This is a genomic window from Paenibacillus medicaginis, from assembly GCF_042138635.1.
In the GTDB taxonomy this organism is placed as follows: Bacteria; Bacillota; Bacilli; order Paenibacillales; family Paenibacillaceae; genus Paenibacillus; species Paenibacillus medicaginis.
Window position 1 is genome coordinate 25779 of the sequence record NZ_JBHIRY010000019.1, and the last position, 21094, is coordinate 46872.

General features: G+C 52.0%; 17 protein-coding genes. 9 read left to right on the forward strand and 8 right to left on the reverse strand.

Translation table 11 applies throughout. From position 1 onward, the window contains the following. The first annotated feature begins 12 nt into the window (after positions 1 to 12). The 4 genes from ACE5LO_RS17900 to ACE5LO_RS17915 all read left to right on the forward strand — a co-directional run bounded on the left by ACE5LO_RS17900 (position 13) and on the right by ACE5LO_RS17915 (position 4062). A complete protein-coding gene (locus ACE5LO_RS17900; protein WP_375521376.1) occupies positions 13 to 714 on the forward strand; it encodes a GntR family transcriptional regulator in 702 nt (233 codons plus the stop codon). Between the two features lie 116 nt (positions 715 to 830). Beyond that, the gene (locus tag ACE5LO_RS17905) at positions 831 to 2192 is read left to right on the forward strand and encodes a GntP family permease (protein ID WP_375521377.1); all 1362 of its coding nucleotides are present in this window, start codon (positions 831 to 833) and stop codon (positions 2190 to 2192) included. Between the two features lie 42 nt (positions 2193 to 2234). Continuing rightward, positions 2235 to 3782, forward strand: coding sequence for a gluconokinase (gene gntK / locus ACE5LO_RS17910; RefSeq protein WP_375521378.1), 1548 nt, complete (start codon positions 2235 to 2237; stop codon positions 3780 to 3782). A 37-nt stretch (positions 3783 to 3819) separates the two neighbouring features. Continuing rightward, positions 3820 to 4062 (forward strand): hypothetical protein, encoded by a 243-nt coding sequence (locus tag ACE5LO_RS17915; RefSeq protein WP_375521379.1) that lies wholly within the window; start codon positions 3820 to 3822, stop codon positions 4060 to 4062. 58 nt (positions 4063 to 4120) lie between these two features. On the opposite strand, the gene ACE5LO_RS17920 is transcribed toward ACE5LO_RS17915, so the two are convergent. The 3 genes from ACE5LO_RS17920 to ACE5LO_RS17930 form a co-directional block, all read right to left on the reverse strand. Continuing rightward, a complete protein-coding gene (locus ACE5LO_RS17920; protein WP_375521453.1) occupies positions 4121 to 4231 on the reverse strand; it encodes a sporulation protein YjcZ in 111 nt (36 codons plus the stop codon). A 105-nt stretch (positions 4232 to 4336) separates the two neighbouring features. Then, positions 4337 to 5161 carry a serine/threonine protein kinase gene (locus tag ACE5LO_RS17925; protein ID WP_375521380.1) on the reverse strand — a complete coding sequence of 275 codons (825 nt, stop codon included), beginning with the start codon at positions 5159 to 5161 and terminating at the stop codon, positions 4337 to 4339. Positions 5162 to 5350: 189 nt separating this feature from the next. Continuing rightward, the gene (locus ACE5LO_RS17930; RefSeq protein ID WP_375521381.1) at positions 5351 to 6010 is read right to left on the reverse strand and encodes a MerR family transcriptional regulator; all 660 of its coding nucleotides are present in this window, start codon (positions 6008 to 6010) and stop codon (positions 5351 to 5353) included. A 401-nt stretch (positions 6011 to 6411) separates the two neighbouring features. Here ACE5LO_RS17930 and ACE5LO_RS17935 point away from each other — a divergent pair, with 401 nt between their 5' ends. Next, complete coding sequence (locus ACE5LO_RS17935; RefSeq protein ID WP_375521382.1) at positions 6412 to 7365, forward strand: L-lactate dehydrogenase; 954 nt, start codon at positions 6412 to 6414, stop codon at positions 7363 to 7365. Between the two features lie 599 nt (positions 7366 to 7964). Here ACE5LO_RS17935 and ACE5LO_RS17940 read toward each other — a convergent pair. Together ACE5LO_RS17940 and ACE5LO_RS17945 are read right to left on the reverse strand one after the other, a co-directional pair. Continuing rightward, positions 7965 to 8867 carry a transposase gene (locus ACE5LO_RS17940; protein WP_375521383.1) on the reverse strand — a complete coding sequence of 301 codons (903 nt, stop codon included), beginning with the start codon at positions 8865 to 8867 and terminating at the stop codon, positions 7965 to 7967. A 441-nt stretch (positions 8868 to 9308) separates the two neighbouring features. Continuing rightward, positions 9309 to 9839: a hypothetical protein gene (locus ACE5LO_RS17945; RefSeq protein ID WP_375521384.1), complete on the reverse strand. Its 531-nt coding sequence runs from the start codon at positions 9837 to 9839 to the stop codon at positions 9309 to 9311. A gap of 216 nt (positions 9840 to 10055) precedes the next feature. Between ACE5LO_RS17945 and ACE5LO_RS17950 the strand changes: the two genes are divergently transcribed. After that, a complete protein-coding gene (locus tag ACE5LO_RS17950; RefSeq protein WP_375521454.1) occupies positions 10056 to 11807 on the forward strand; it encodes an alpha-glycosidase in 1752 nt (583 codons plus the stop codon). 78 nt (positions 11808 to 11885) lie between these two features. Here ACE5LO_RS17950 and ACE5LO_RS17955 read toward each other — a convergent pair whose 3' ends face one another. Both ACE5LO_RS17955 and ACE5LO_RS17960 read right to left on the reverse strand, forming a co-directional pair. Continuing rightward, a complete protein-coding gene (locus ACE5LO_RS17955) occupies positions 11886 to 13037 on the reverse strand; it encodes a response regulator (RefSeq protein ID WP_375521385.1) in 1152 nt (383 codons plus the stop codon). 67 nt (positions 13038 to 13104) lie between these two features. Further along, entirely contained in the window at positions 13105 to 16176 is a 3072-nt protein-coding gene (locus tag ACE5LO_RS17960) for a hybrid sensor histidine kinase/response regulator (protein ID WP_375521386.1), read from the reverse strand. Between the two features lie 206 nt (positions 16177 to 16382). On the opposite strand from ACE5LO_RS17960, the gene pdaA reads away from it, so the two are divergent. The 3 genes from pdaA to ACE5LO_RS17975 all read left to right on the forward strand — a co-directional run bounded on the left by pdaA (position 16383) and on the right by ACE5LO_RS17975 (position 19737). Next, positions 16383 to 17180, forward strand: coding sequence for a delta-lactam-biosynthetic de-N-acetylase (gene pdaA / locus ACE5LO_RS17965; RefSeq protein ID WP_375521387.1), 798 nt, complete (start codon positions 16383 to 16385; stop codon positions 17178 to 17180). 82 nt (positions 17181 to 17262) lie between these two features. Beyond that, positions 17263 to 17874, forward strand: a complete 612-nt coding sequence (locus tag ACE5LO_RS17970; RefSeq protein WP_375521388.1) for a hypothetical protein — start codon at positions 17263 to 17265, stop codon at positions 17872 to 17874. A 777-nt stretch (positions 17875 to 18651) separates the two neighbouring features. Continuing rightward, complete coding sequence (locus ACE5LO_RS17975) at positions 18652 to 19737, forward strand: hypothetical protein (RefSeq protein ID WP_375521389.1); 1086 nt, start codon at positions 18652 to 18654, stop codon at positions 19735 to 19737. Positions 19738 to 19840: 103 nt separating this feature from the next. On the opposite strand, the gene ACE5LO_RS17980 is transcribed toward ACE5LO_RS17975, so the two are convergent. After that, complete coding sequence (locus tag ACE5LO_RS17980; RefSeq protein ID WP_375521390.1) at positions 19841 to 20872, reverse strand: EAL domain-containing protein; 1032 nt, start codon at positions 20870 to 20872, stop codon at positions 19841 to 19843. Positions 20873 to 21094 lie beyond the last annotated feature (222 nt).

The following is a 21094-nucleotide window of genomic DNA, read 5'->3' on the forward strand; positions in this document are numbered from 1 at the left end:
AGCGTGAGCGTTGTGGATTATCCGGCAGCTTGGCTGCAAGGCGCTTCACTGGGTGAAAAAATCGCCTGTGACCTCCGGCTGCAGATTATCCGGGGACACTATGCTCCAGGGACGGTTTTATCCGAGAACCAGATCGCTGCCGATTTCGGGACAAGCCGCTCCCCGGTAAGAGAAGCCATGAAGGTACTGTCTGGCGAAGGATTAATCCGTCTTGAGCGAATGGGTGCCATCGTCATTGGCATGTCGCCTGCTGACATGGAGGAACTGTTTGATGTAAGACTGCTGATCGAGCATTTCGCCGTCAAGCGTCTCGTTCGTAAAGATACCGCCCCCATCGCAGCCGTGCTGGAGCGCCTTACGGACAAGATGGAGGTCGCCTTCAAGCATTGGGATGTTGCCGAATTTTCGCTGCAGGACTTTCTGTTCCATGAAACGTTAGTGCTGGAAGCAGGCCATACGCGGATTCTGCATACGTGGAACGGCATGAGACAGCTCATCCTTACCGTGATGCTCGCCGCGACGGAACAGCGTTTCTCCATGAAGAGCACCGAGTCGGTTGTCACTATTGCCAAGCACCGGACGATTGCAACTGCTTTAATGGACAGGGACGAGGAACGGCTGGTGTCTCTCGTAGACGATCATTACAAAGACACGCGTAATGCGGTCAATGACAGCGTGCTCTCCCCTTTTCGCGGATCGGTGCTGCAGGACTGATTCCATTTGATTTCCTTGATCTGCAAAATGAAAACATATTTCCGTTTACGGAAATGTTTTCGTTAGCCAAAGTTGTCGACAAGTATACAAATTAATGATTCCAAGGAGGTTTACCTATGCAAGCACTATTCGGGCTCAGCCATAACACCAGTTTATTGATCTGGGCGCTCATCACGATCGTTCTGCTGATTTTGCTCATTGCCAAGTTTAAATGGAATCCGTTCGTTTCCCTCCTGCTCGCGGCCTTCTTCCTCGGGCTGATGAACGGCATGCCGGCGCCTGATGTGATCACCTCTGTAACGAAAGGCCTCGGAGGAACACTCGGTTCCATCGCCATCGTCATCGGTCTCGGCACGATGCTCGGGAAAATGATGGCCGAATCCGGCGGGGCGGAGCGCATTGCCACGACGCTGATCGACCGCTTTGGCGAAAAACGCGTTCATTGGGCCATGCTTCTCGTTGCCTTTATTGTCGGCATTCCTGTATTTTTCGAAGTTGGTTTAATCCTGTTGATCCCTATTCTGTTCACCGTTGCACGTAAAATGAATATGTCGCTGATTAAAATCGGGATTCCCATGCTTGCCGGTCTGTCCACGGTACATGGCCTGCTGCCGCCCCATCCTGCTCCAATGATTGCGATTGACTCGTTCCAGGCGGACATCGGACGTACCCTCGTGTACGCGCTGATTGTCGGGATCCCGACCGCGATTATCTCCGGACCGGTATTCGCCAACTGGATCAGTAAGAGAGTTCACGTGACACCAAACCCTGAGCTTGTCGACCAGTTCACCAACAAAAACGAGCGGCCGCTACCAGGCTTCGGTATTACATTGTTTACCATCCTGCTGCCGGTTATTCTGATGCTTAGCGGTTCGGTCGCCATGATTGCAGACCCTGGCCAGACCAGCGGTTTGACCATTTTCCTCGAATTTATCGGTGACGAAGTTGTAGCTTTGCTGATTGCCGCTGTCTTTTCTTTCTTCACACTGGGTTATGCCCGCGGCTTCAACAAGAATGATCTGGCCCGCTTTACCAGTGAATGCCTTGCGCCGACCGCTTCTATCATTCTGATCATCGGGGCTGGCGGGGCCTTCAAGACGGTCCTGATTGACAGTGGTGTTGGCAAAGCGATTGCGGAAATGGCTACAGGGGCGAACGTTAATGTTATCGTATTTGCGTATCTGGTGGCTGCGCTGATTCGTGTCGCCACAGGCTCGGCCACGGTTGCCATGACCACTGCAGCGGGCATTGTCGCTCCCGTGCTTGCCATGACGCCAGGCGCCAATGTGGAGCTGGTCGTGCTTGCAACCGGCGCCGGCTCGCTGATTCTGTCCCATGTCAACGACGCCGGCTTCTGGATGATTAAGGAGTTCTTCAATATGACGGTGCCGCAGACGCTCAAAACGTGGACTGTCATGGAAACGATTCTTTCCCTCGTTGCTTTCATTTTGATTATGCTGCTGAGTGTGGTAGTTTAACTAAAGGAACCATACAGCTGCGGAACAGAGAGGAGAGTCATAATGGCAAGTGTTAATCATATGATCGGTGTGGATATCGGCACAACGAGCACCAAAGCGGTATTGTTTGAAGAGAATGGTACCATCAAGGCGGAGCATAATGTCGGTTATCCCCTGAACACTCCGGTGCCGGCTGCAGCGGAGCAGGACCCGGATGACATTTTCAAGGCAGTGCTGACAACCATCCGTGAAGTTATGGCCAAGAGTGGAGTACCGCCGCAATCGGTCCTGTTCGTTTCCTTCAGCTCGGCCATGCACAGTGTACTGGCTGTCGATGAAAGTGGCGTACCGCTGACGGCATGCATGACCTGGGCAGATAACCGCAGCGCTCATTGGACCGAAGTGCTGAAACAAGAGCTGAATGGGCATGCGATCTATCTGCGTACCGGAACGCCTGTCCACCCCATGTCGCCTCTTACCAAGCTGATGTGGATTACGCGGGATCTGCCGGATATTGCGGCAAAAGCGCATAAATATATTTCCATCAAGGAGTATGTATTTGCCCGGCTGTTCCAGGAATACGTCGTGGATCACTCTATCGCCTCAGCCACGGGCATGATGAATCTGGAGAAGCTGGACTGGGATGAAGAGGCTTTGACGGTGGCCGGGGTCACCCGCCAGCAGCTATCAACGCTTGTGCCTACGACGCATATCATGAACGGCTTGAATCCGGTCTATGCCAAGGAAATGGGCCTGCTGGAATCGACACCGTTTGTCGTGGGTGCCAGTGACGGCGTACTGTCCAACCTGGGCGTCAACGCCATTAAGCCTGGGGTCGTGGCCGTCACCATCGGCACAAGCGGAGCTATCCGTACCGTGGTCGACAAGCCTGTCACCGATCCGAAGGGACGTTTCTTCTGTTACGCACTGACGGAGGATCAGTGGGTGATTGGGGGACCCGTCAATAACGGGGGGATTATTTTCCGCTGGATTCGCGACGAATTTGCCGCCTCTGAGGTCGAAACGGCCAAGCGACTCGGACTGGATCCCTACCATGTGCTGACCCAGATCGCAGAGCAGGTGCCTCCGGGCTCGGACGGGCTGCTGTTTCATCCTTACCTGTCCGGCGAACGCGCGCCGCTGTGGGACCCGAACGCACGGGGCTCCTTCTTCGGCCTGACCCTGCGGCATAAAAAGGAGCATATGATCCGGTCTGCCCTGGAAGGCGTTTTGTTCAATCTGTACACGGTCATGCTGGCCATGGAAGAGGTCATCGCCAGACCTTCCGTCATTCATGCTACAGGCGGCTTTGCCCGTTCCGAGCTGTGGCGGCAGTTAATGGCCGATATTTTCGATCAGGAGGTTATCATCCCCGAGAGCCTGGAAAGCTCCTGTCTCGGCGCCGTGATCCTTGGGCTGTACGCGCAAAAGCGAATCGACTCCCTGGACGCAGTCGGAAGCATGATCGGAACGACACATCGTCACGTGCCGGAGAAAAAGCATGTTGACGTGTACCGTGAGCTGCTGCCGATTTACATCCGGATTTCACGGAAATTTGAAGAAGAGTTCAGGATTCTGGCCGATTTCCAAAACAAAATGCTGGAAGAATAGTTGCAACCGCTGACTCAATACCAAGGAGGACAAAACGATGCTTAGGAAAATATTGGACCGCCTGCTGCATTCCGCTTCCCATTCTTCACATTCTTCCCACCGGCGCCATCACAGCAGCTCGGACATGCGGCATTACAAACGCCACTCCAGCAGTGATTACCATAAAAGGCATCACGGAGGTTATGTCGGGAAGCTGTCTTCATCTGATCTGAAATACGGACACAGCCGTCACGGACACGGACATTACAAAAACAGGCACCGCAGCTTCTCCAGCTCCTGAGTCTGGATATACCTTGAAATAGAAAGAACAGGCCCTGCAATGGCCTGTTCTTTCTATTTCAGTACAGCACTAATGTACGGGAGATAATGACCAGTAGAATAAATAAAACCAGAATGGCCCCGGCCGAGTACCCTCCGCCGTATCTGACACCATATTCTGTACTTTGCAGTTTCAATGTTCAATCCCCCTTCCTGCTAATCACTCCGTCAGTCTATAACACAGAATCATCTTATGTACACGATCATTCCGGTGTAATGGGTAGCACCCCATTGTTCTATATTTCCTTCTGCAGCAACCGGGATAACCGGCGCAGATCCTGAAGGGCTGCAGCCGAATCCTCATATCCGGGTACAAGCTGCAGCAGACGCTCCAGGAACCGGCGGGTCTCCGGGTGCAAATCCAGTTCCTCCTGCCACCCGGAAGGCTCCTGGCCGGGGGCCGGGTCGTAAGCGGAATACAGCATAAACAACATAAAATGCCCGATATCATACAGGTCGCTGTACATTCGGGCGTCCCGCCGCTGCGGATCGCGCATTTGCATCATGGAGCCGGGGAACACCTCCTGCGGGTCCTCCCCCATGGCGAGAGCCAGTCCGAAATCGATCAGACAGGGCTCCCCAGCCCGTTGAATCACATTCGGGATGCGAATATCCATATGAACGAAGCCCTGCTCATGTACATAGCGGACCCGCTTCAGCAGCTCCAGCGTGTACAGGACACACTCCGTTTCCGTGAACCTTTGTTCTTGCCCAAAAATCAAATCCTCAAGCGTGCTTCCCTCTATATATTCGGATACCAAATATGCCTTGTTCCGTCCCAGCTCAATCCACTCGATATACCGGGGAATGCAGCGATGGCTCAACTGCTGTAACATATCCGCCTCCCGCCGCAGCAGCTTGACGGCACGGGCTCGCTTGCTTGGCTTGGCCTGTTTGACGGCTGCGCTCAGGCCGGTCTCCTTGTCCGTGCACAGATAGGTAAGCCCATAGCTGCCAATCCCGAGAAGTCTGACCACCTTGTATCTGCCGCCGATTACTTCACCAGGCTGATGCGGATAATCCATCCAGGCTTCACGTACTCTGCGTAAATATGCCAGCAACACCTTTCCTCCTTGGACAGACGGGCTTCAGGCCCGCCATCACAGCCCATTATATCATGGACAGACCGCAGGGAAAGCGAGTGCCATTAGTGAGTGCCATTAGTGAGTGTCATTAGTGAGTGCCGTTAGCGAGTGCCATTAGTGAGTGCCATTAGTGGACACCAGCAGTAGGGGCCATAGTGAAGGTCATTATGCCTCTCTGCTCTTTCGCGGAAGCAGGCCGAAAATGCTGAACAGCGGACTCCGTGCCTTCTTCCTGCGTCCCTGGTAGCTGCGCAGATTCGTAATAAGCTGCCGGTCCCTTTCCTCCTCCGTTTTCTCCTTGATCCAGCGCCGCTGCTCCTCCAGCTGGGCTGACAGGTCGCTATGCGTCTCCAGCAGCTTTTCCTGCTGCTCTTCCAGCTCGGCAATGCGGCGGTGAAGCTCCTCCCATTGCAAAGGAGCGTCTATCCGCTCCAGATCGGAAGCGACTTCCTCAACCGCAACCGAAGGATGCACCGGTTCATGAGACGGCTCCGGCTTTTGCAGCACGGAAGCTGCCGTAACCTCTTCCACCAGCGCCATGAGATCAGGCGATGCCTCCTTCGGGAACGGCAAAGGCTCCTCCTGGTGTCTGAGTTCGGTCAAAACATTCTCAACCGCTTCCGCCATCGTCATGTTATTTTCCCGCATCAGGGACTTCAGATGACGAAAGCTTTCGATGTCCTGCTCTGTATATATTCTGGATTGGTTGACCGCCCGCTCGAAGACATAACCCTTCTCCTCCAAAGCTGCGGCATATTTCCGCAAGGTGCTTGCGCCGACCCCCAATGTTTTGGCAATTTCCGTTGTGACTCCAGTTTCTTGCATACGCCATACCTCCTGTAATTTGAATTAAACAGGGCGACATTCCAGCATGACGGTCGCACAGCCCTGGTGGCTTGCCCCGCCCTTTTCTCATGCTTTTCCATTTCGTCGGCTACACATAAAATTCCTTTGACGTAAATATTCTATTATTGCGGATTGCTGAGAGCTTTTGTCGGGATGGCTGCCGGCCTTGAAGGGCTTGGCCTGAATCAGATTTACCGGCTATGGCGCTATGTATATGTGAATTTTTCGTTAAACAAATTGCAGGAAATCTGTCTTATTCATGAATAAACCGTCTATTCGTTTCCAGGGACAAGCAAAATATGTAATGTTATGTAACGCAAATTTCCGCTTGCGCATATTTTATGGTATCACTTTATGGAGCGAGACAGGGGGAATCCATGATGAGAGCAACATCAAGGAAGGTAGCGGTGGTGGGGGCCGGCATGGTTGGTTCAGGCTGCGCTTACTCCATGGTCAATCAGTCGATTTGCGATGAAATCATGATCGTAGACCGAAATGATGACCGTGCGATCGCACAGGCGCTCGACCTGTCGCATTGCATGGATTTTACACATACAAGAACAAAGGTATATCCGGGCACCTATGCGGACTGCCGCGGCATGGATGTCATCATCCTCACCGCCGGAGCCAATCCCAAACCTGGAGAGTCCCGTCTTAGCGTGGTAGAGGCGGCCGCTTCGATCACGCGTAGCATCGTCACCCCCATTATGGCTTCAGGCTTTGACGGCATATTTGTGATCGCCGCCAACCCGGTCGATATCGTGACTTACCTGGTCAGGGATATTTCGGGCCTGCCCCGCGCCAAGGTAATCGGAACAGGCACCTCCATCGATTCCTCCAGATTGAAGACGCTGCTGTCCGGAGTTTTCAACGTTGATCCGCGCAGCGTTCACGGTTACGCGCTTGGTGAACACGGAGAATCCCAGTTTGTCGCCTGGTCCCACGTCACCATTGGCGGCAAACCGCTGCTCCACATTCTGCGCCAGCACCGGGAACGCTTCAGCCATGTCGATCTGGACGATATCGCCCGCAAGACGAAGGATGCAGGCTGGGAGATTTTCACCCGCAAAGGTTTCACCCAATTCGGTATCGGCAACGCCCTCGCCTATATTACCCGCAGCATTCTGAACGATGACGGCAAAATTATAGCCATATCTGCCGTGCTTGACGGCGAATACGGCCAACGTGATGTATGCACAGGTGTTCCGGCGATTATAGGCAGCAAGGGCATCCAGGAAGTAATCGAGCTGGAACTGACGCCTGAGGAGCAGGCCAAATTCGATCACTCCTGCCGGATTATTTCAGAGCATATCCGAGCATATCCGAGCAGTTAAAACAATTTGACATTCCCAAAGTATCATTTAATCCATGTTAGAATACAACTAATATTAGGTTACAGCTAGATAGGGGAAATACTATTCAGCCCATACTGACCAGTCAAGCCGCCAGCCGATCGTGGCAAGACATGTGATACTCGCTTTTCAGGGGCTTTGCACGATTATCCCGTTGGATCAGGTACAGAAAAACAGAAAACCGGGAACCAAAAATATACTTTAGGCACGCTAAAGCAAATAACGGAGCAAATCAGGCACGAAAATGCCTGTGGTTACGCTATTCAGGACCCTCGAATGGGTCTATTATTTTTTGGATTGTGCCTTATGGAGAAGCAGATCGGTTCGAGGTCATGAGACGTTCTTAGGAGAAAGCAGAGCGTTTAGGTGATGTGAAACCGACCGAGAGAGAAGGAGGGAGAAGGAAGGAGCGGAGCAAGGCACCGAAAAAATAAAAAGACCCTGATCCTCGTTGCCGCTTGAACTCGAATTTTTCCGGTTTCCTCGTTCATACTAACCACACTAGCCCACACCGATCAAGCGACGCACCTTATGCTCACCTTTCCTCGTTTAAGTACTGCAATTAGGTTCAAGTACTGCAATTAGGCCGCAGCCGCAAGAGGCTGATCCGTTTGGCGCGCGATCAGCCGACGGTAGGTAATCGCCGGAATCGCCACACCGATGTATAGTAACTTCTTCCACATTGTTCCTTCCGCTTCGGACAGGCGCAGTCGGCGGCGTCCGGTGTACTCGTTGAGATACACCTGCAGATGCTTCGGACCCAAGGCTACATACGTACTTTTCAGCGATGTCCACGCCTCTCTCACCACTTTCCGCAAGGGTCTATATAGCCGATACGCTTGAGGGAACGATTGTACCGCCGATGCACGAACATCTACCTGTTCGTAGATGAACACAGCGAGTTCGTGACGATTCGCTCCGTACCCATCTCCCCTCATCTGCGGCACCAGGCGGATTTTGACCTGCTCCGGCTCGCCCGACTCCGTGACCGTGCACCCGGCTACGACTACCGAAGCATGCGGATGAGGAAACTGAGGCCGGGACGGATTACACCCATACAGGTCGCTGTTCACCTTCACGTCTCCGCAGAGCAGCTCCCGGGCGTCGAACTCTCCGATGGCATGGCGTATTTTGTGTAGCACAGTCCAAGCAGTCTTGTAGGTGACCTGGATCACCTGGCTCAGCCGCATCGCTGAGATACCGTCGGGCAGCAGGAACAACTCCAGCGCCTGGAACCACTTGGTCAGGGGGAGATGCGTTCGTTCAAACATCGTGCCCACCAAAGCCGACGTTTGATGCGCACACCTGGCGCACTCGAACAAAGGGACACGTCGGGAAGTCAGGCGACTGCAGCGGGTATGGGCGCAGCGTGGACAGACGAAGCCATTCGGCCACTTCATCGCGATCAATGCCTCCATGCAGGCCTGCTCGTTGTGATAACGATGGCTAAAAGGTTGAAGTTCCGTTTCCGCTTGGACTTCCATGTCTGCTCGCCCCCAAATTCATAATTCATAATTCACGAACATAAGTTCTTTTTTTCATTATACCAAACATTTGTTCTCGTTTCAAGTTGAACATCCCACTTGAGCTGCCTCTTTTTTCTTATCTCTTTTCTCGTTTCTCTTTATTCCTTCCCCTTGGCCCCCAACCCACAACACCCCCGCATTCTGATCAAAAGGGATAATCGTGCAAAGCTGCATGGAAAGGCATCAGGCATCAGACACCACACACCACACACTACACACTACACACCAGGCACCACCCTATAGACACCCACCTCACTCTGGCTACTAGACTCTGAAGGGGGCGAATCCTCTTCTTGCAAGAAAGCTAGAAAAAAGTTATCTGCCTTGATTCAGCGTCAACCCCAGCAGTAGATCTCCGTTTTACCCCGTTATATCAGAGCCTGTTTGCTGACTTTTGAGTTAACGTTGAAGTAGTGAATTTTTATACTGTATCAATTGAGTATAATATGAGTTTTTATTAATACTTAGACTTGCTTTTCCACCTTCAATATCCTTTTTATCGTAATAAACCTGTGAAATTAAAGAAAGTAAATTTTGTATATTTTTCATTATATCCCTATATTCTTCCTCATCCTTCTGTGAAAAAGAATCTGTTGATTTATAGTTTTGACTCATTCCATTTATCTTTTCAATATAGTGCTTTGCAATAGACTCTAAAATATCCGTATTTGTGCTGGTATCTACTACTCTGGAATAAGCTTGCACCATAGAAAGCTTAATTTGGGCATTCTCTAACTTTTCTTGGGTTAGCATATTAGAAGAAGAAATATTGGTGTAATTATGCCAGATTTCATACAGTGAGTTTCCTGCCAAGCTCTCCAGCTTCATTTGCATTCCATGTTCAACTTTCTTCTGGTTGTTATACAAAATAAAAGTGGCTGCCAAAATAACGGCAACTATAAGACCCACGCTCAACTTTGTTAACTTCATTTTTGTTTCCTCCTGGATTTGTAAAAACCTGAGTTTCCCATTGTATAGACAACGAATAGAAGGAAAATGTTTCATTATACAGGCCGATTGATTAACCATAAAGTATCAGATAAAAAGCCGCACACCCGGTATGATCTTAAATATAAAGCATCGTTCCTGATTAAAAGCATGAAAGCGCCGGAACACTAACCTTACCACTTGAAGGGGGAATGGATGTTGCTGCTTGAAGCCGTATATCATCAACCGAAACGGAACTGGGCCTTCGGTTATGATGAGGAGACCGTCTACTTGCGTCTGCGGGCGAAAAAGAACGACCTTACTGCCGCCCATGCCCTGGCCGGAGACAAATATGACTGGGAGCGGACCCGTGAGGTGATCCCCATGTACAAGCTCGCCAGTGACGACAGATTTGACTATTACGAATGCCGGGTTAAACCCCGTTTTCGTCGTTTACGGTACGGCTTTATGCTAGAAGACGGGGACGAGCGGGTTTGGATGAATGAGAACGAATTTGTGACAGAGGAGCCGCAAAATCCCGAGCGGATGTTTCAGTATCCGTTCCTCAATCCGATTGATATTTTAAAACCTCCCGCCTGGGTCAAGGATGCTGTGTTTTATCAGATATTCCCGGAACGCTTCGCGAACGGGGACCCGTCGAACGACCCGGAAGGGACGGAGCCGTGGGGAGGTGAGCCGCGCAGGGACAACTTTTTTGGGGGAGACCTGCAGGGCGTGATCGATCACCTGGACTATCTGAACGAGCTGGGGATTAGCGCCATTTACTTTACCCCTGTCTTTCTGGCAACTACCAACCACAAATACGATACGGAGGATTATATGAAGGTGGATCCCCATTTCGGGGACCTGGAGACGCTCAAAAGTTTGGTGAACGAGTGCCATCGCCGTGGTATCCGCGTGCTGTTCGATGCAGTCTTTAATCATTCGGGACGTACTTTTGCCCCTTTCGTGGATGTACTGGAGAAGGGAGAGAAATCGGCGTATAAAGACTGGTTCCATGTCCGCCAGTTTCCGCTGCGGGTCGTGGATGGAGTGCCAACGTACGATACCTTTTCCTTCGAGCCGATGATGCCCAAGCTGAACACGGAGCATCCTGAGGTCAAAAAATATTTGCTGGGCGCAGCGGAATACTGGACCCGCGCAATCGGCATCGACGGCTGGCGGCTGGATGTGGCGGATGAGGTGGATCATGCCTTCTGGCGTGAATTCCGGAAAACGGTCAAGGCCGCCAATCCGGAGGCTTATATTCTTGGAGAGATGTGGAATGAATCCTCCGAATGGCTGCAGGGCGACCAGTTTGATGCGACCATGAACTATCCGTTCACCTATGCGGTCCATGACTTTTTTATCAAGCAGGAGCTGGATGCCGAAGGTTTTGCCTTCCGGATCGGCAAGCAGATTGCCCGCTACCCCAAGCAAGCGACGGAAGTGGCGTTCAATCTGCTGGACAGCCACGATACCCCCCGTATTCTGACCCTCGCCGGAGGGGACAAGCGGAAGATGCGCCTGGCTGTGATCTTCCAGTTCACCTACATCGGCACCCCGTGCATTTATTACGGGGATGAGATCGGTCTGGACGGCGGGCCTGATCCGGGCTGCCGCAAATGTATGGAATGGAATGAGGCGAAGCAGGACCGCGAATTGCTGCATTTCTACCAGGAGCTGATTGAGCTGCACCGGTCCCACCCTGCCCTGAGAGCAGATGGCGCCATCACGTTCCTCTCCGCCGAGGCCGACGGTTCAGCCATCGCCTATGAGCGCCGCGGCGCGGATGAAGTGCTTATCGTGCTCCTGAACAGGGATACGAAACCACAATCCATCTCCTGCCCTGTCCGTGAATCCGGCTGGCAGCTCCTGTTTGGTCAATGCAGTTGGACAACCTTGGACGGTGTGCTGAACGCCAGGCTTCCCGGGTACGGGTATGCCGTGCTGCACGCGCCTCTCTCGTAAAACCATTGGTATTGGATACACAAAAAAGTGGATGTCCCGAGCCCATACCACCATATGGGGGACATCCACTTTCTCTGTTCAAGTTAATGCTTGCGGAGGACGCTGCAAAAACAGCCGCTCGAACAACTGCCGGGTAGAGGGCTCGGGAAGGATGCCCAGATCGTCTTCCAGCAGCTTGGTAAAGCTGCTGTAATGCTCCGCCGCCGCTTTGTCATCCTCCATGCGGGCATACAGCTCCAGCAGCTGGCAGCAAACCTCCTCCGAATAGGGCTCCTTGTGCTGCAGGGCCAACAGCCGCTCGGCCGCCAGCCGCAAGTGGCCTGCGCGCATTTCATCTGCTGCTGCGTCCGTTACGCCTTTTATATACTTCCTGCGCAGCTTCTCCCTCCTGGAGTAGGCCCAGGGATAATCATGCTCTTCCAAATAGTTACCACGGTACAGGCCCAGAACCTGATCCAGCCGGGCCGCGTCCGGCTGCCCGGACACGTAAATTTCCGTCATGCCCCGTTCGAATTCCTCCACATCGGTCGTACATCCGCCGAGGATAAGCCTGTACCTGTCCAGACTGAATTCCAGCCTGGTGCCGTACACCCATTCCTTGATCGCCTTGCGGATTTGATATATCGAGGTATGCAAATGGACCACAGCTTTTTCAGGCATGTAATCAGGCCACAGCACATTCAGCAGCTCCTGCTTGCTGATCCACTCTCGTCCGTTTTGCAGCAGATAGGCAAACAGCTCCTGGGATTTCAGCGTCCGCCATTTAAAATGTGCGCCATCTGTATGGCCGATAACACTGTCTGTAATCTCAAGCCTTTGAAAACAGAGCACATTGGGTTCCTTGACGGGGGCAGGATCTTTGCTTTCTTTGGCCTTCCCGGCGATCCGGTCGATCGTTTTGGACAAACGCTGGGGATGCACCGGCTTCAGCAAATAATCCAGCGCCTGCAGCTCAAACGCTTCAATGGCATATTCCGAATAGGCAGTCACGAACACCACATGAGTGTCGATGTCCAGCTGTTGAATGAGTTCAGCAGCCTCCAGTCCGCTAATCTCGGGCATGCCGATATCCAGAAATACGATGTCCGCCCGTTCGGATGCCAAATATTCCAATGCCGCCGTGGCGGAATTGAACATTCCCGCCGCCTCGACACGTCCGTCCGCGCGCAGCAGCCTTTCCAATTGGATTAAAGCCGATCTCTCATCATCAACCAGAATGGCCTTCATCATGTTAGCGTCCCCACCTTTTGCATAATCAAGCAGTCTCGTTTGTAAGTGAAGTTTCCAGTGCCTGGCATCAGGCAGGCGGATGATACGGAATCTGAAAGCTCACGATCGTTCCGTCATCAGGTCCGCTGCTGATCTGCAGACCGCTTCCGTAGAGGGAAACGAGCCTGCGATGAATATTCCGCAGTCCCACCCCGCCCGCTTCCCCGGTATTGGACAGAATCTGCTCCACTTGATCGTGCGGCATCCCCACTCCGTTATCTTCGACGACGACAAGTATGCCTTTCTCCCGGGTACGTATCGAAATTTTGATCATTCCGCCGTTCGCACGCTGCATAATTCCGTGACGTATTGCGTTCTCTACGATAGGTTGAATGGATAAAGGAGGAATTAAAGACTTGGCCTGTTCCGCGATATCAAATTCAACCTGAAGCCGTTCCTCGAAGCGGGCGCGCTCCAGCAACAGGTAAGAGCGCACCAGCTCCAGCTCTTTATGCAGCGGCACCGTCTGATCGCGATTGTGAAAATCAAAGCTGCTGCGCAGATATTGGCTGAGCTCCATCAGCAATACGATAGCCCGCTCCGGATTCTCCGCACATTGGGCGATAATGACATTCAGCGCATTGAACAGAAAATGCGGCTTGATCTGTGCCTGCAGAAAAGCCATCTCCGAACGAATCGCCTCCTGGGTCGATTCCCGCAAATTCAGCAGGGTACGCACACGTGCGCGCAATTCTTCGGCATTCACCGGTTTGCGCAAAAAGTCATTCGCTTCCGCCTGCAGGCCTGCATGAATGTCGCCGGGGAGGTTGCGGGCGGTAAGCAGGAGCACAGGCAGCTCAGCCATCGAGAACCTTTTGCGGATTTCCCGGCACAAATCCAGTCCCGACACGCCCGGCATCATCCAATCCGTAATGACCAGATCGATATGCTCGCTGCCGATGTGCTGCAGCGCTGACTGGGCATCCCGGACAGCTATAACCCTGCTTTCCTCTGATTCCAGCAGGCTTGTCAGCACATGCAAATTCACGCTGTCATCATCGACGGCCAGAATCGTATATTTACTTTTGGCGCCGAAGCGTGCAGTTCTCTCCGCACCATTCCTTCCCTCCGGCAGGGACTCTTGCTCTCTTGTAGCCGGTTCATGAGCTAAAATGGCATGTTCTGTGGCAAAAATGGCATGTTCTGCGGCAGCCGGGAGCGTAAAAGTGAACACAGCGCCTGCTCCGAGCCGGGACTCAACCCAGATGCGCCCGCCATGAAGCTCGATCAGCTGCTTCGTCACGCTCAGTCCAAGGCCGGTTCCGTTGACAGACATGTTCTCCGTGTGCTCTCCTCGTTTAAAGGACTCAAAAATAGCTTCATGAAGCTCCGGCGGGATGCCGATGCCTGTATCCTCCACCTTGATTTCAAGGCTCCCGCCGCGAACGGCTGCGGACACCTTGATCTGCCCGCGCTCTGTAAACTTGACCGCATTACCAAGCAAATTGTAAAGCACCTGCATAAGCCTGTCCTCATCGGCCAGCACGTAAGGCAGAGGGTCCGGCAGCTCAGTTACAAATCGGACCTCCTTGGTGCCGGCAGTATGCCCCAGCACTTCCAGCACGGATTGCACCGCCGCCTTCAGGTTTACAGGAGTAGGATGAATGACGAGCCTGCCATTCTTCAAATTGGAGAAATCCAGAATATCATTAATCAGAAAAGACAACCGTTTCCCCACAGACACGATCAGCTGCAAATTACGCTGCTGTTCTTCATTTTCCTGGCCGTCCCTCCGGTCAATCATGCCTTGTGCAATATTAATCATGCCATGCAGCGGGGTGCGCAGCTCATGCGACGTATGGGCCAGAAATTCATCCTTCAATCCATCAAGCGTCAGCAGACGCTGCGACAGCAGCTCGACCTCCGCGAAGGTGACGGCGAACCGTTTGGCCAGCAGCAAAGCCTGTGAAAAAATAAAGATCAGCGTTTCAAAGGATACCACGCCCCGCATATCGATCCATCCAAGCAAATAAGCAATGCATAGAAGAACCACCATCATAATGCTCAATATGGCCAGTGCCATTAATGTAGTGTCCTGTTTGCTTTTGCTAAACCCTTTAATCAGGACATATACCACGTACCCTACCCAGCACACATGATAAATAAGCAGCAGCGCCTCCGCACGGGACATCAGCACCATCGGCACCAAGGGAACCAGAACAGTCCATACGATGGTTGCCGCCGTCGAAAGACTAAGAATCCTCGGATTCACAATTCCGGATGAATATACATTTACATAACGAACCAAAAAGAAAAATGCGAGCACGGAGGACACCCACTGAGTGCTGACAACCCATTCGTACTGCATTCCGGGAATGGCCCCGATCAGCTTTTCTCCCTGGCTCAACACGTACAGCAGCGTTGCAAAGCAGAAGCAGCCCATATAAAAGAGTGAGGGCTCCCTTGTGCGAAATCTGTAAAGCAGCAGAAAAAATACGGAAGGAATAAAGAAGCCTGCCCCCAGAATCAGGTCAGTGGCCAGACTGATGTCCCGCGCGTTGCGGATGGAGGCATACTCGCCGAACATGATTGGTTTGACGATTCCACCTGAATAGTAATGATAATTGGATACGTGAATCATCACTTCAACCGTTGATCCGGTCACCCTGAAATACCCGTTATAAGGCCTGTTGGCCGGAACAGAGGACTGATCATTCTCTCCTGGTATGCCTCTGCTTCCCACTTTGGCGCCATTGATATAAATACTGCTCGCCGTCCGGATATTGATTATACGTATGCCGAAGAGCTCATTGGCCTGCTCCGGAATCCGGATCAGCAGTCGGTAGGTTCCGTATCCTGTACCGCTGTTCGCGGGCATATATGGATTCCAGGTATTCGGAACACTGGCATAGCTGTGCGGGTGTTTTGGTCCGTCCATGCTCCAGGTGCCGGGATTCAGAAATTGTCCGGGGTAAAACTCCCATTCGCCATTGAGTCCCACAGCTCCGTTTACATCGAAATCCCAGTCGCTCAAATCCAGAACGCCTTGATAGGCAAGACACTGTTCTTCATCTGAGACTGATTTGTTGAAAAGATAATAAGCAGGAAAGACTACGGTTAATAAAAAGAAGCCTGACAGGATGATCCACTGTTTTCTCATAGCCCCCATGCCCTTCATTGTAAATATGTCACTTAATAAAGAGACCCGGTCCTCCCGACCAGGCCTCTCCTGCATTGATTATACCGTTATAAACTCCAAGATCAAATCCAGGCTGCCAGTTCACATAAATTATCCAGCATCTGAAAATGCTAACAAGAGACGGAACCACTGCAGGCTCCGGAAGTTTGGAAATAGGGGGATATGGAATGCCGCGTCTATTGAAGCTGATTTTGTGTATAACACTTGCCTTTATGATCGAAGCCGCCGTTTCTGAAACTGTGCCTGTTATGGCCTCTTCTGTTCAGCCTTATCATTTCGGGTTTAAGAAAAGCAAAAATGGAGAGCTGCCGTCCATTGCCCAGGAAGGCTTTATGAATATCCTGCAGGCGAATGAAGCGATTTTTCTGGGGGACACGGAGCAGAAGGAGCTGTATCTGACCTTCGATAACGGCTATGAGAACGGATATACGGGAAAGGTGCTTGATGTGCTGAAGGCCAAGAAGGTGCCAGCCGCATTTTTCGTTACCGGGCATTTTGTGCAGGACCAGCCTGAGCTGCTGCGCCGTATGGGTGAAGAAGGTCATATCATCGGCAATCACTCCTGGAGCCATCCTGATATGACGACACTATCGCCGGAACAAATCCGCACAGAGCTGGACAAGGTGCGCGAAGCGGTCGCAGGTGTCACCGGCCAGCAGGCGATGAGCTTTGTAAGACCTCCGCGCGGCATATTCAGCGGCAGGGTACTGGAGACGTGCAAGCAGCTTGGATACACCAACGTGTTCTGGTCCGCCGCCTACCGGGACTGGGAAACAGACAGGCAGCAGGGCGCCACACATGCCTATCAGCAAGTCATGTCACAACTGCACCCCGGAGCAGTCATTTTGCTGCACTCGGTATCCAGAGACAATGCCGAAGCCCTCTCCTCCATCATTGATGATGCGCGCAAGCAAGGGTACAGCTTCAAAAGTCTGAATGATTTGAACGTAAAAATTTACCGTTAGCCTGCTTTTGTTCTGCTTTGCACAGGATTAATGCAACAACCTGCCGGTTCGTTCCGTCTGGAAGAAAAAGGGGGGTGATCTTGTGAGCAACGTTTTGCACAAGCCGCTTTTGCTCCTGTTGATGGCGGCGGTGCTTTTAAGTGTGCTGTTGGTCGCCAAACCAACGGTCGTGTATGCATGCTCCTGTGCGGAGCCGCCGCCTCCAAATGAAGCCAAAGCGCAAAGCGCGGCTGTGTTTAGCGGAAAAGCCTTATCTGTCAAGCAGAAGATAGCTCCCATCTTGTCAACGGATGATCCGGTCAAAGTCACCTTTCAGGTGGATCGGTTGTGGAAGGGCAAGGTAAGCAGCACCACCGTCATCACCACAGCCATGTCATCCGCAAGCTGCGGATATGAGTTCACAGAGGGGCAGGATTATCTTGTCTATGCCCGCTATGACCAGGAATCCGGCGTGCTGCACACCACCTTATGCGACCGTACGGCCCTTTTATCCGAGGCTGCGGGCGATTTGCAGGAGCTTGGTCCCTCAACGGCATCCGCCACACGAGAGAATGCAGCATCCCCGCTGCCAGAGTATTCCGCTCCCTCTGCACCTCATAAATCGTACACCGCCCAATGGGCTGTCTCGGGATTGATCGCCATCGTAATCTTAACGGCTGTTTGCCTGTACAGAATAAGAGCTCCGCGTAATTAACACGTAATTTTGTTAACTCAAAGGGGATTCGCCCCCTCAGAGTCTAGTAGCCAGAGTGAGGTGGGGGGCTATAGGGTGTGGTGTGTGGTGTGTGGTGCCCGGTGCCTGGTGCCCGGTGCCTGGTGCCCGGTGCCTAATGCCTTTCCATACAGCTTTGCACGATTATCCCTTTTGATCAGAATGCGGGGGTGTTGAGGGTTGGGGGGCTAGGGGAAGGAATAAAGAGAAAAGAGAAAAGAGAAAAGAGAAAAAAGAAAAAAGAAAAAAGAAGAAAAAAAGAAGCAGCTCAAGTGGGATGTTTGGCTTGAAATAGGAACATACGTTTGGTATAATGAGAAAAAGAACTTATGTTCGTGGATTATGGATTGAGGACCAGGGTCTTTTTATTTTTTCGGTGCCTTGCTCCGCTCCCTTCCTTCTCTCTCGGTCGGTTTCACATCACCTAAACCTCTGCTTTCTCCGAAGAACGTCTGATGCCTCGAATCGATCTGCTTCTCCATAAGGCACGATCCAACAAATAATAGACTTATTCAATGGTCTTGGATAGCGTAACAACAGGCATTTTCGTGCCTGATTTACCGTTATTTTCTTTAACATGCCTAAAGTGTATTTTTTTCGGCTCCCGGTTTTCTGTTTTTCTGTACCTGATCCAACGGGATAATCGTGCAAAGCTCCTGAAAAGCGAGTATCACATGTCTTGCCACGATCGGCTGGCGGCTTGACTGTCAAGTTAATTGTTAAGAATTTTTTTTTCGAAAAAGGATGGGAGGAATCAGAATGACGTGCAAACAGGAGAATCTGACAAGCGAAACGACCATCGTACCCGGAAATATCAATATCGACGTGGCTGCGGCCACGCCGGGTGGCAAACGCAGGCTGATGCTGAGCGACAATCCCGAAACGCTAAAGCCTGAAAGTGTGCCCGGCCAGGATGGCACGCTGTGGCATGATGTGGTGCGGTCGGATGAGAAGACGGTAAAACACCGCGTTTTCGGCTGGCACTACAACAAGACGGGCGGACCCGTCAAAATCGGCGTAACGGTAGAGAATAAATCCGCGGAACGGCTGGAGCTCCGCCACATCGAACGCGAGCTGCGTATTGTACCGGAGGACGGCGACTGGATTATCGATGTCGGCCAAAGCATCGCCAAATCCTGTCTGGCAGGAACGATGGAGCGCATCAGACCCGCAGACAAGCATAAATTTGGCTGCGGGGTTGCATTGATTGAGGAATTCGAAGCCGCCGAAGGTGATCTGGCCGGATTTGTCTATGATTTTACAGTGGAATATGCTGAAGGGCACGGCCTGCTGGATTACGAGGTGCGCACGGTAGTCAGCAAGGACACTTCCGCCGACCTGCGGCTGATCACCTCGGCGCCCCTGCCGCTTATGCCTCCGCCGCAGGCCCATCCACGCGGAAGCTGGGCCTTCAGTGAGACGGATGCCCTAATGCCGGAGTATACCGTCGGCACCAGCGCGAACTACCGCGCCTGCGCAGCCCGGCGGCTCGACGGGTCCGTGCCTGCCGATACTCTGTTCACGGCGGCCAGCAGCGAGCTGCAGCCGGCACTCGATAACCCGGGGCAGTTCGGAGTCATCTATAATGTTACCATCCCGGTTGTCAACAACTCGGACGGGGAGCGGGTGATCCGCATACACGCCAACCCACGCGGCGGCGCATTCGCCGGTTCAGTGAAAATCGACGGCAAGGTCTACGGCATTCCCCTCATGGAGACGAATACGGAAGTATGCCAACTGGCCGAAATCTCTGTATCGCCAGGAGCCTCCTCCTATTCGTTCAGCTTCATGGTGGCAGGCAGCGCAAGCACGCCTCTGGGCATCTATGTCACCACACTCAAGTAGAGACAGCGAAACGGGAAATTAACCAGGCTCTCAAGAATTATTAAAGAGGGCCTTTTTGTGCGTCCAAAGAAACAGATTCACATCCACAGACGAAATGATCAACCTACCCCATGCCGCTGACTGGCCTTTCCTCAGGCTTGCCGAACAAATAACCCTGGGCGAGCGAGACACCTGCTTGCCGGCAAAATTCAAAATCCTCCCACTGCTCAATCCCTTCAGCAAGCACCTGACCTGCAAAACGCCCGGCCGATTCGACAATCTGGCTAATTTGGCGCTGCTTATCCGCATCCTTGTGGCAGCCGTCGACAATACCACGGTCAATTTTGACGTAATCAGGCTGGAGCCTGTTCATGACTTCAAGCGTAGAATAACCTGCACCGAGATCGTCCAGGGCAACAGACATTCCCCGGCTGCGGTATTCATCGAAAATATGCTGAATCTCTCTCATGTCATCAATTCGCTCCGTCTCCACCACTTCAAATACAAAGTCCTCCGGATTCAGCGCCAGTTGGTCAATCGTATCGAACGTACGGCTCAGGCAATATTGTGAATCATGGATCGATGAAGGCAGAAAATTAATGAATCTCTTGATGCCCCTGGGCAGCCAGCGTGCGCTCGTTTCCACGGCCGAGATCCGGGCGGCATTGTCAAGAAAAGAGAGAAGACCTGTTTTGCGGGCAACTTCAAATAGCTCTAAAGGCGAAAATGGCCTGACACCCGCCAGCGGACGCAGTAAAAATTCATATCCGATGATCCGGGTGTCCAGATTCACAATCGGCTGCATATAACTTGCAAAGCAGCGCTCTAAAATGACATGCACCAGTTCGCTGTACTCTATTCGGGATTTTACGATGTCCTGCGGCATCCAGGAACCGTGCAGACCAATATCCACCGCTCCGGACACCTGTACAAGCACATCGCCTGGCCCATCCTTATCTGTTATTGCAAGCAGCTTCAGGAGCTCCAGTAACTCTTCCCTGTTTGTATATCTTAGCTGTGCTGTATTATCCGGCAAAACTTCCATTTTGTTAAAAATAGGACCGAGCACTTCTACGAGCGATGGGACAACTGGGCGGAATCTTAGTAACCCTTGATCGTCGGAAGGCAGTATACCGCTGCAGCTGCTGCAATTCATTAAACAATCCCTCCGGAACATTTTTCCTGTATTCCGCTTTATTATAGCACGCAAAATAGAGCAAAAGAACTAGTTTATTGGTTTAATTCGCCAAAATTCGAGCTTTTCCAATCTGTTTTCATTTATTCATACTTATTTATTTGTATTATATTCAATTCATTCCCAAATTCCTTAGTCTATTGACACTATTCGCTTTAGTTTTGTTCGACAAAAAAGCCGGCA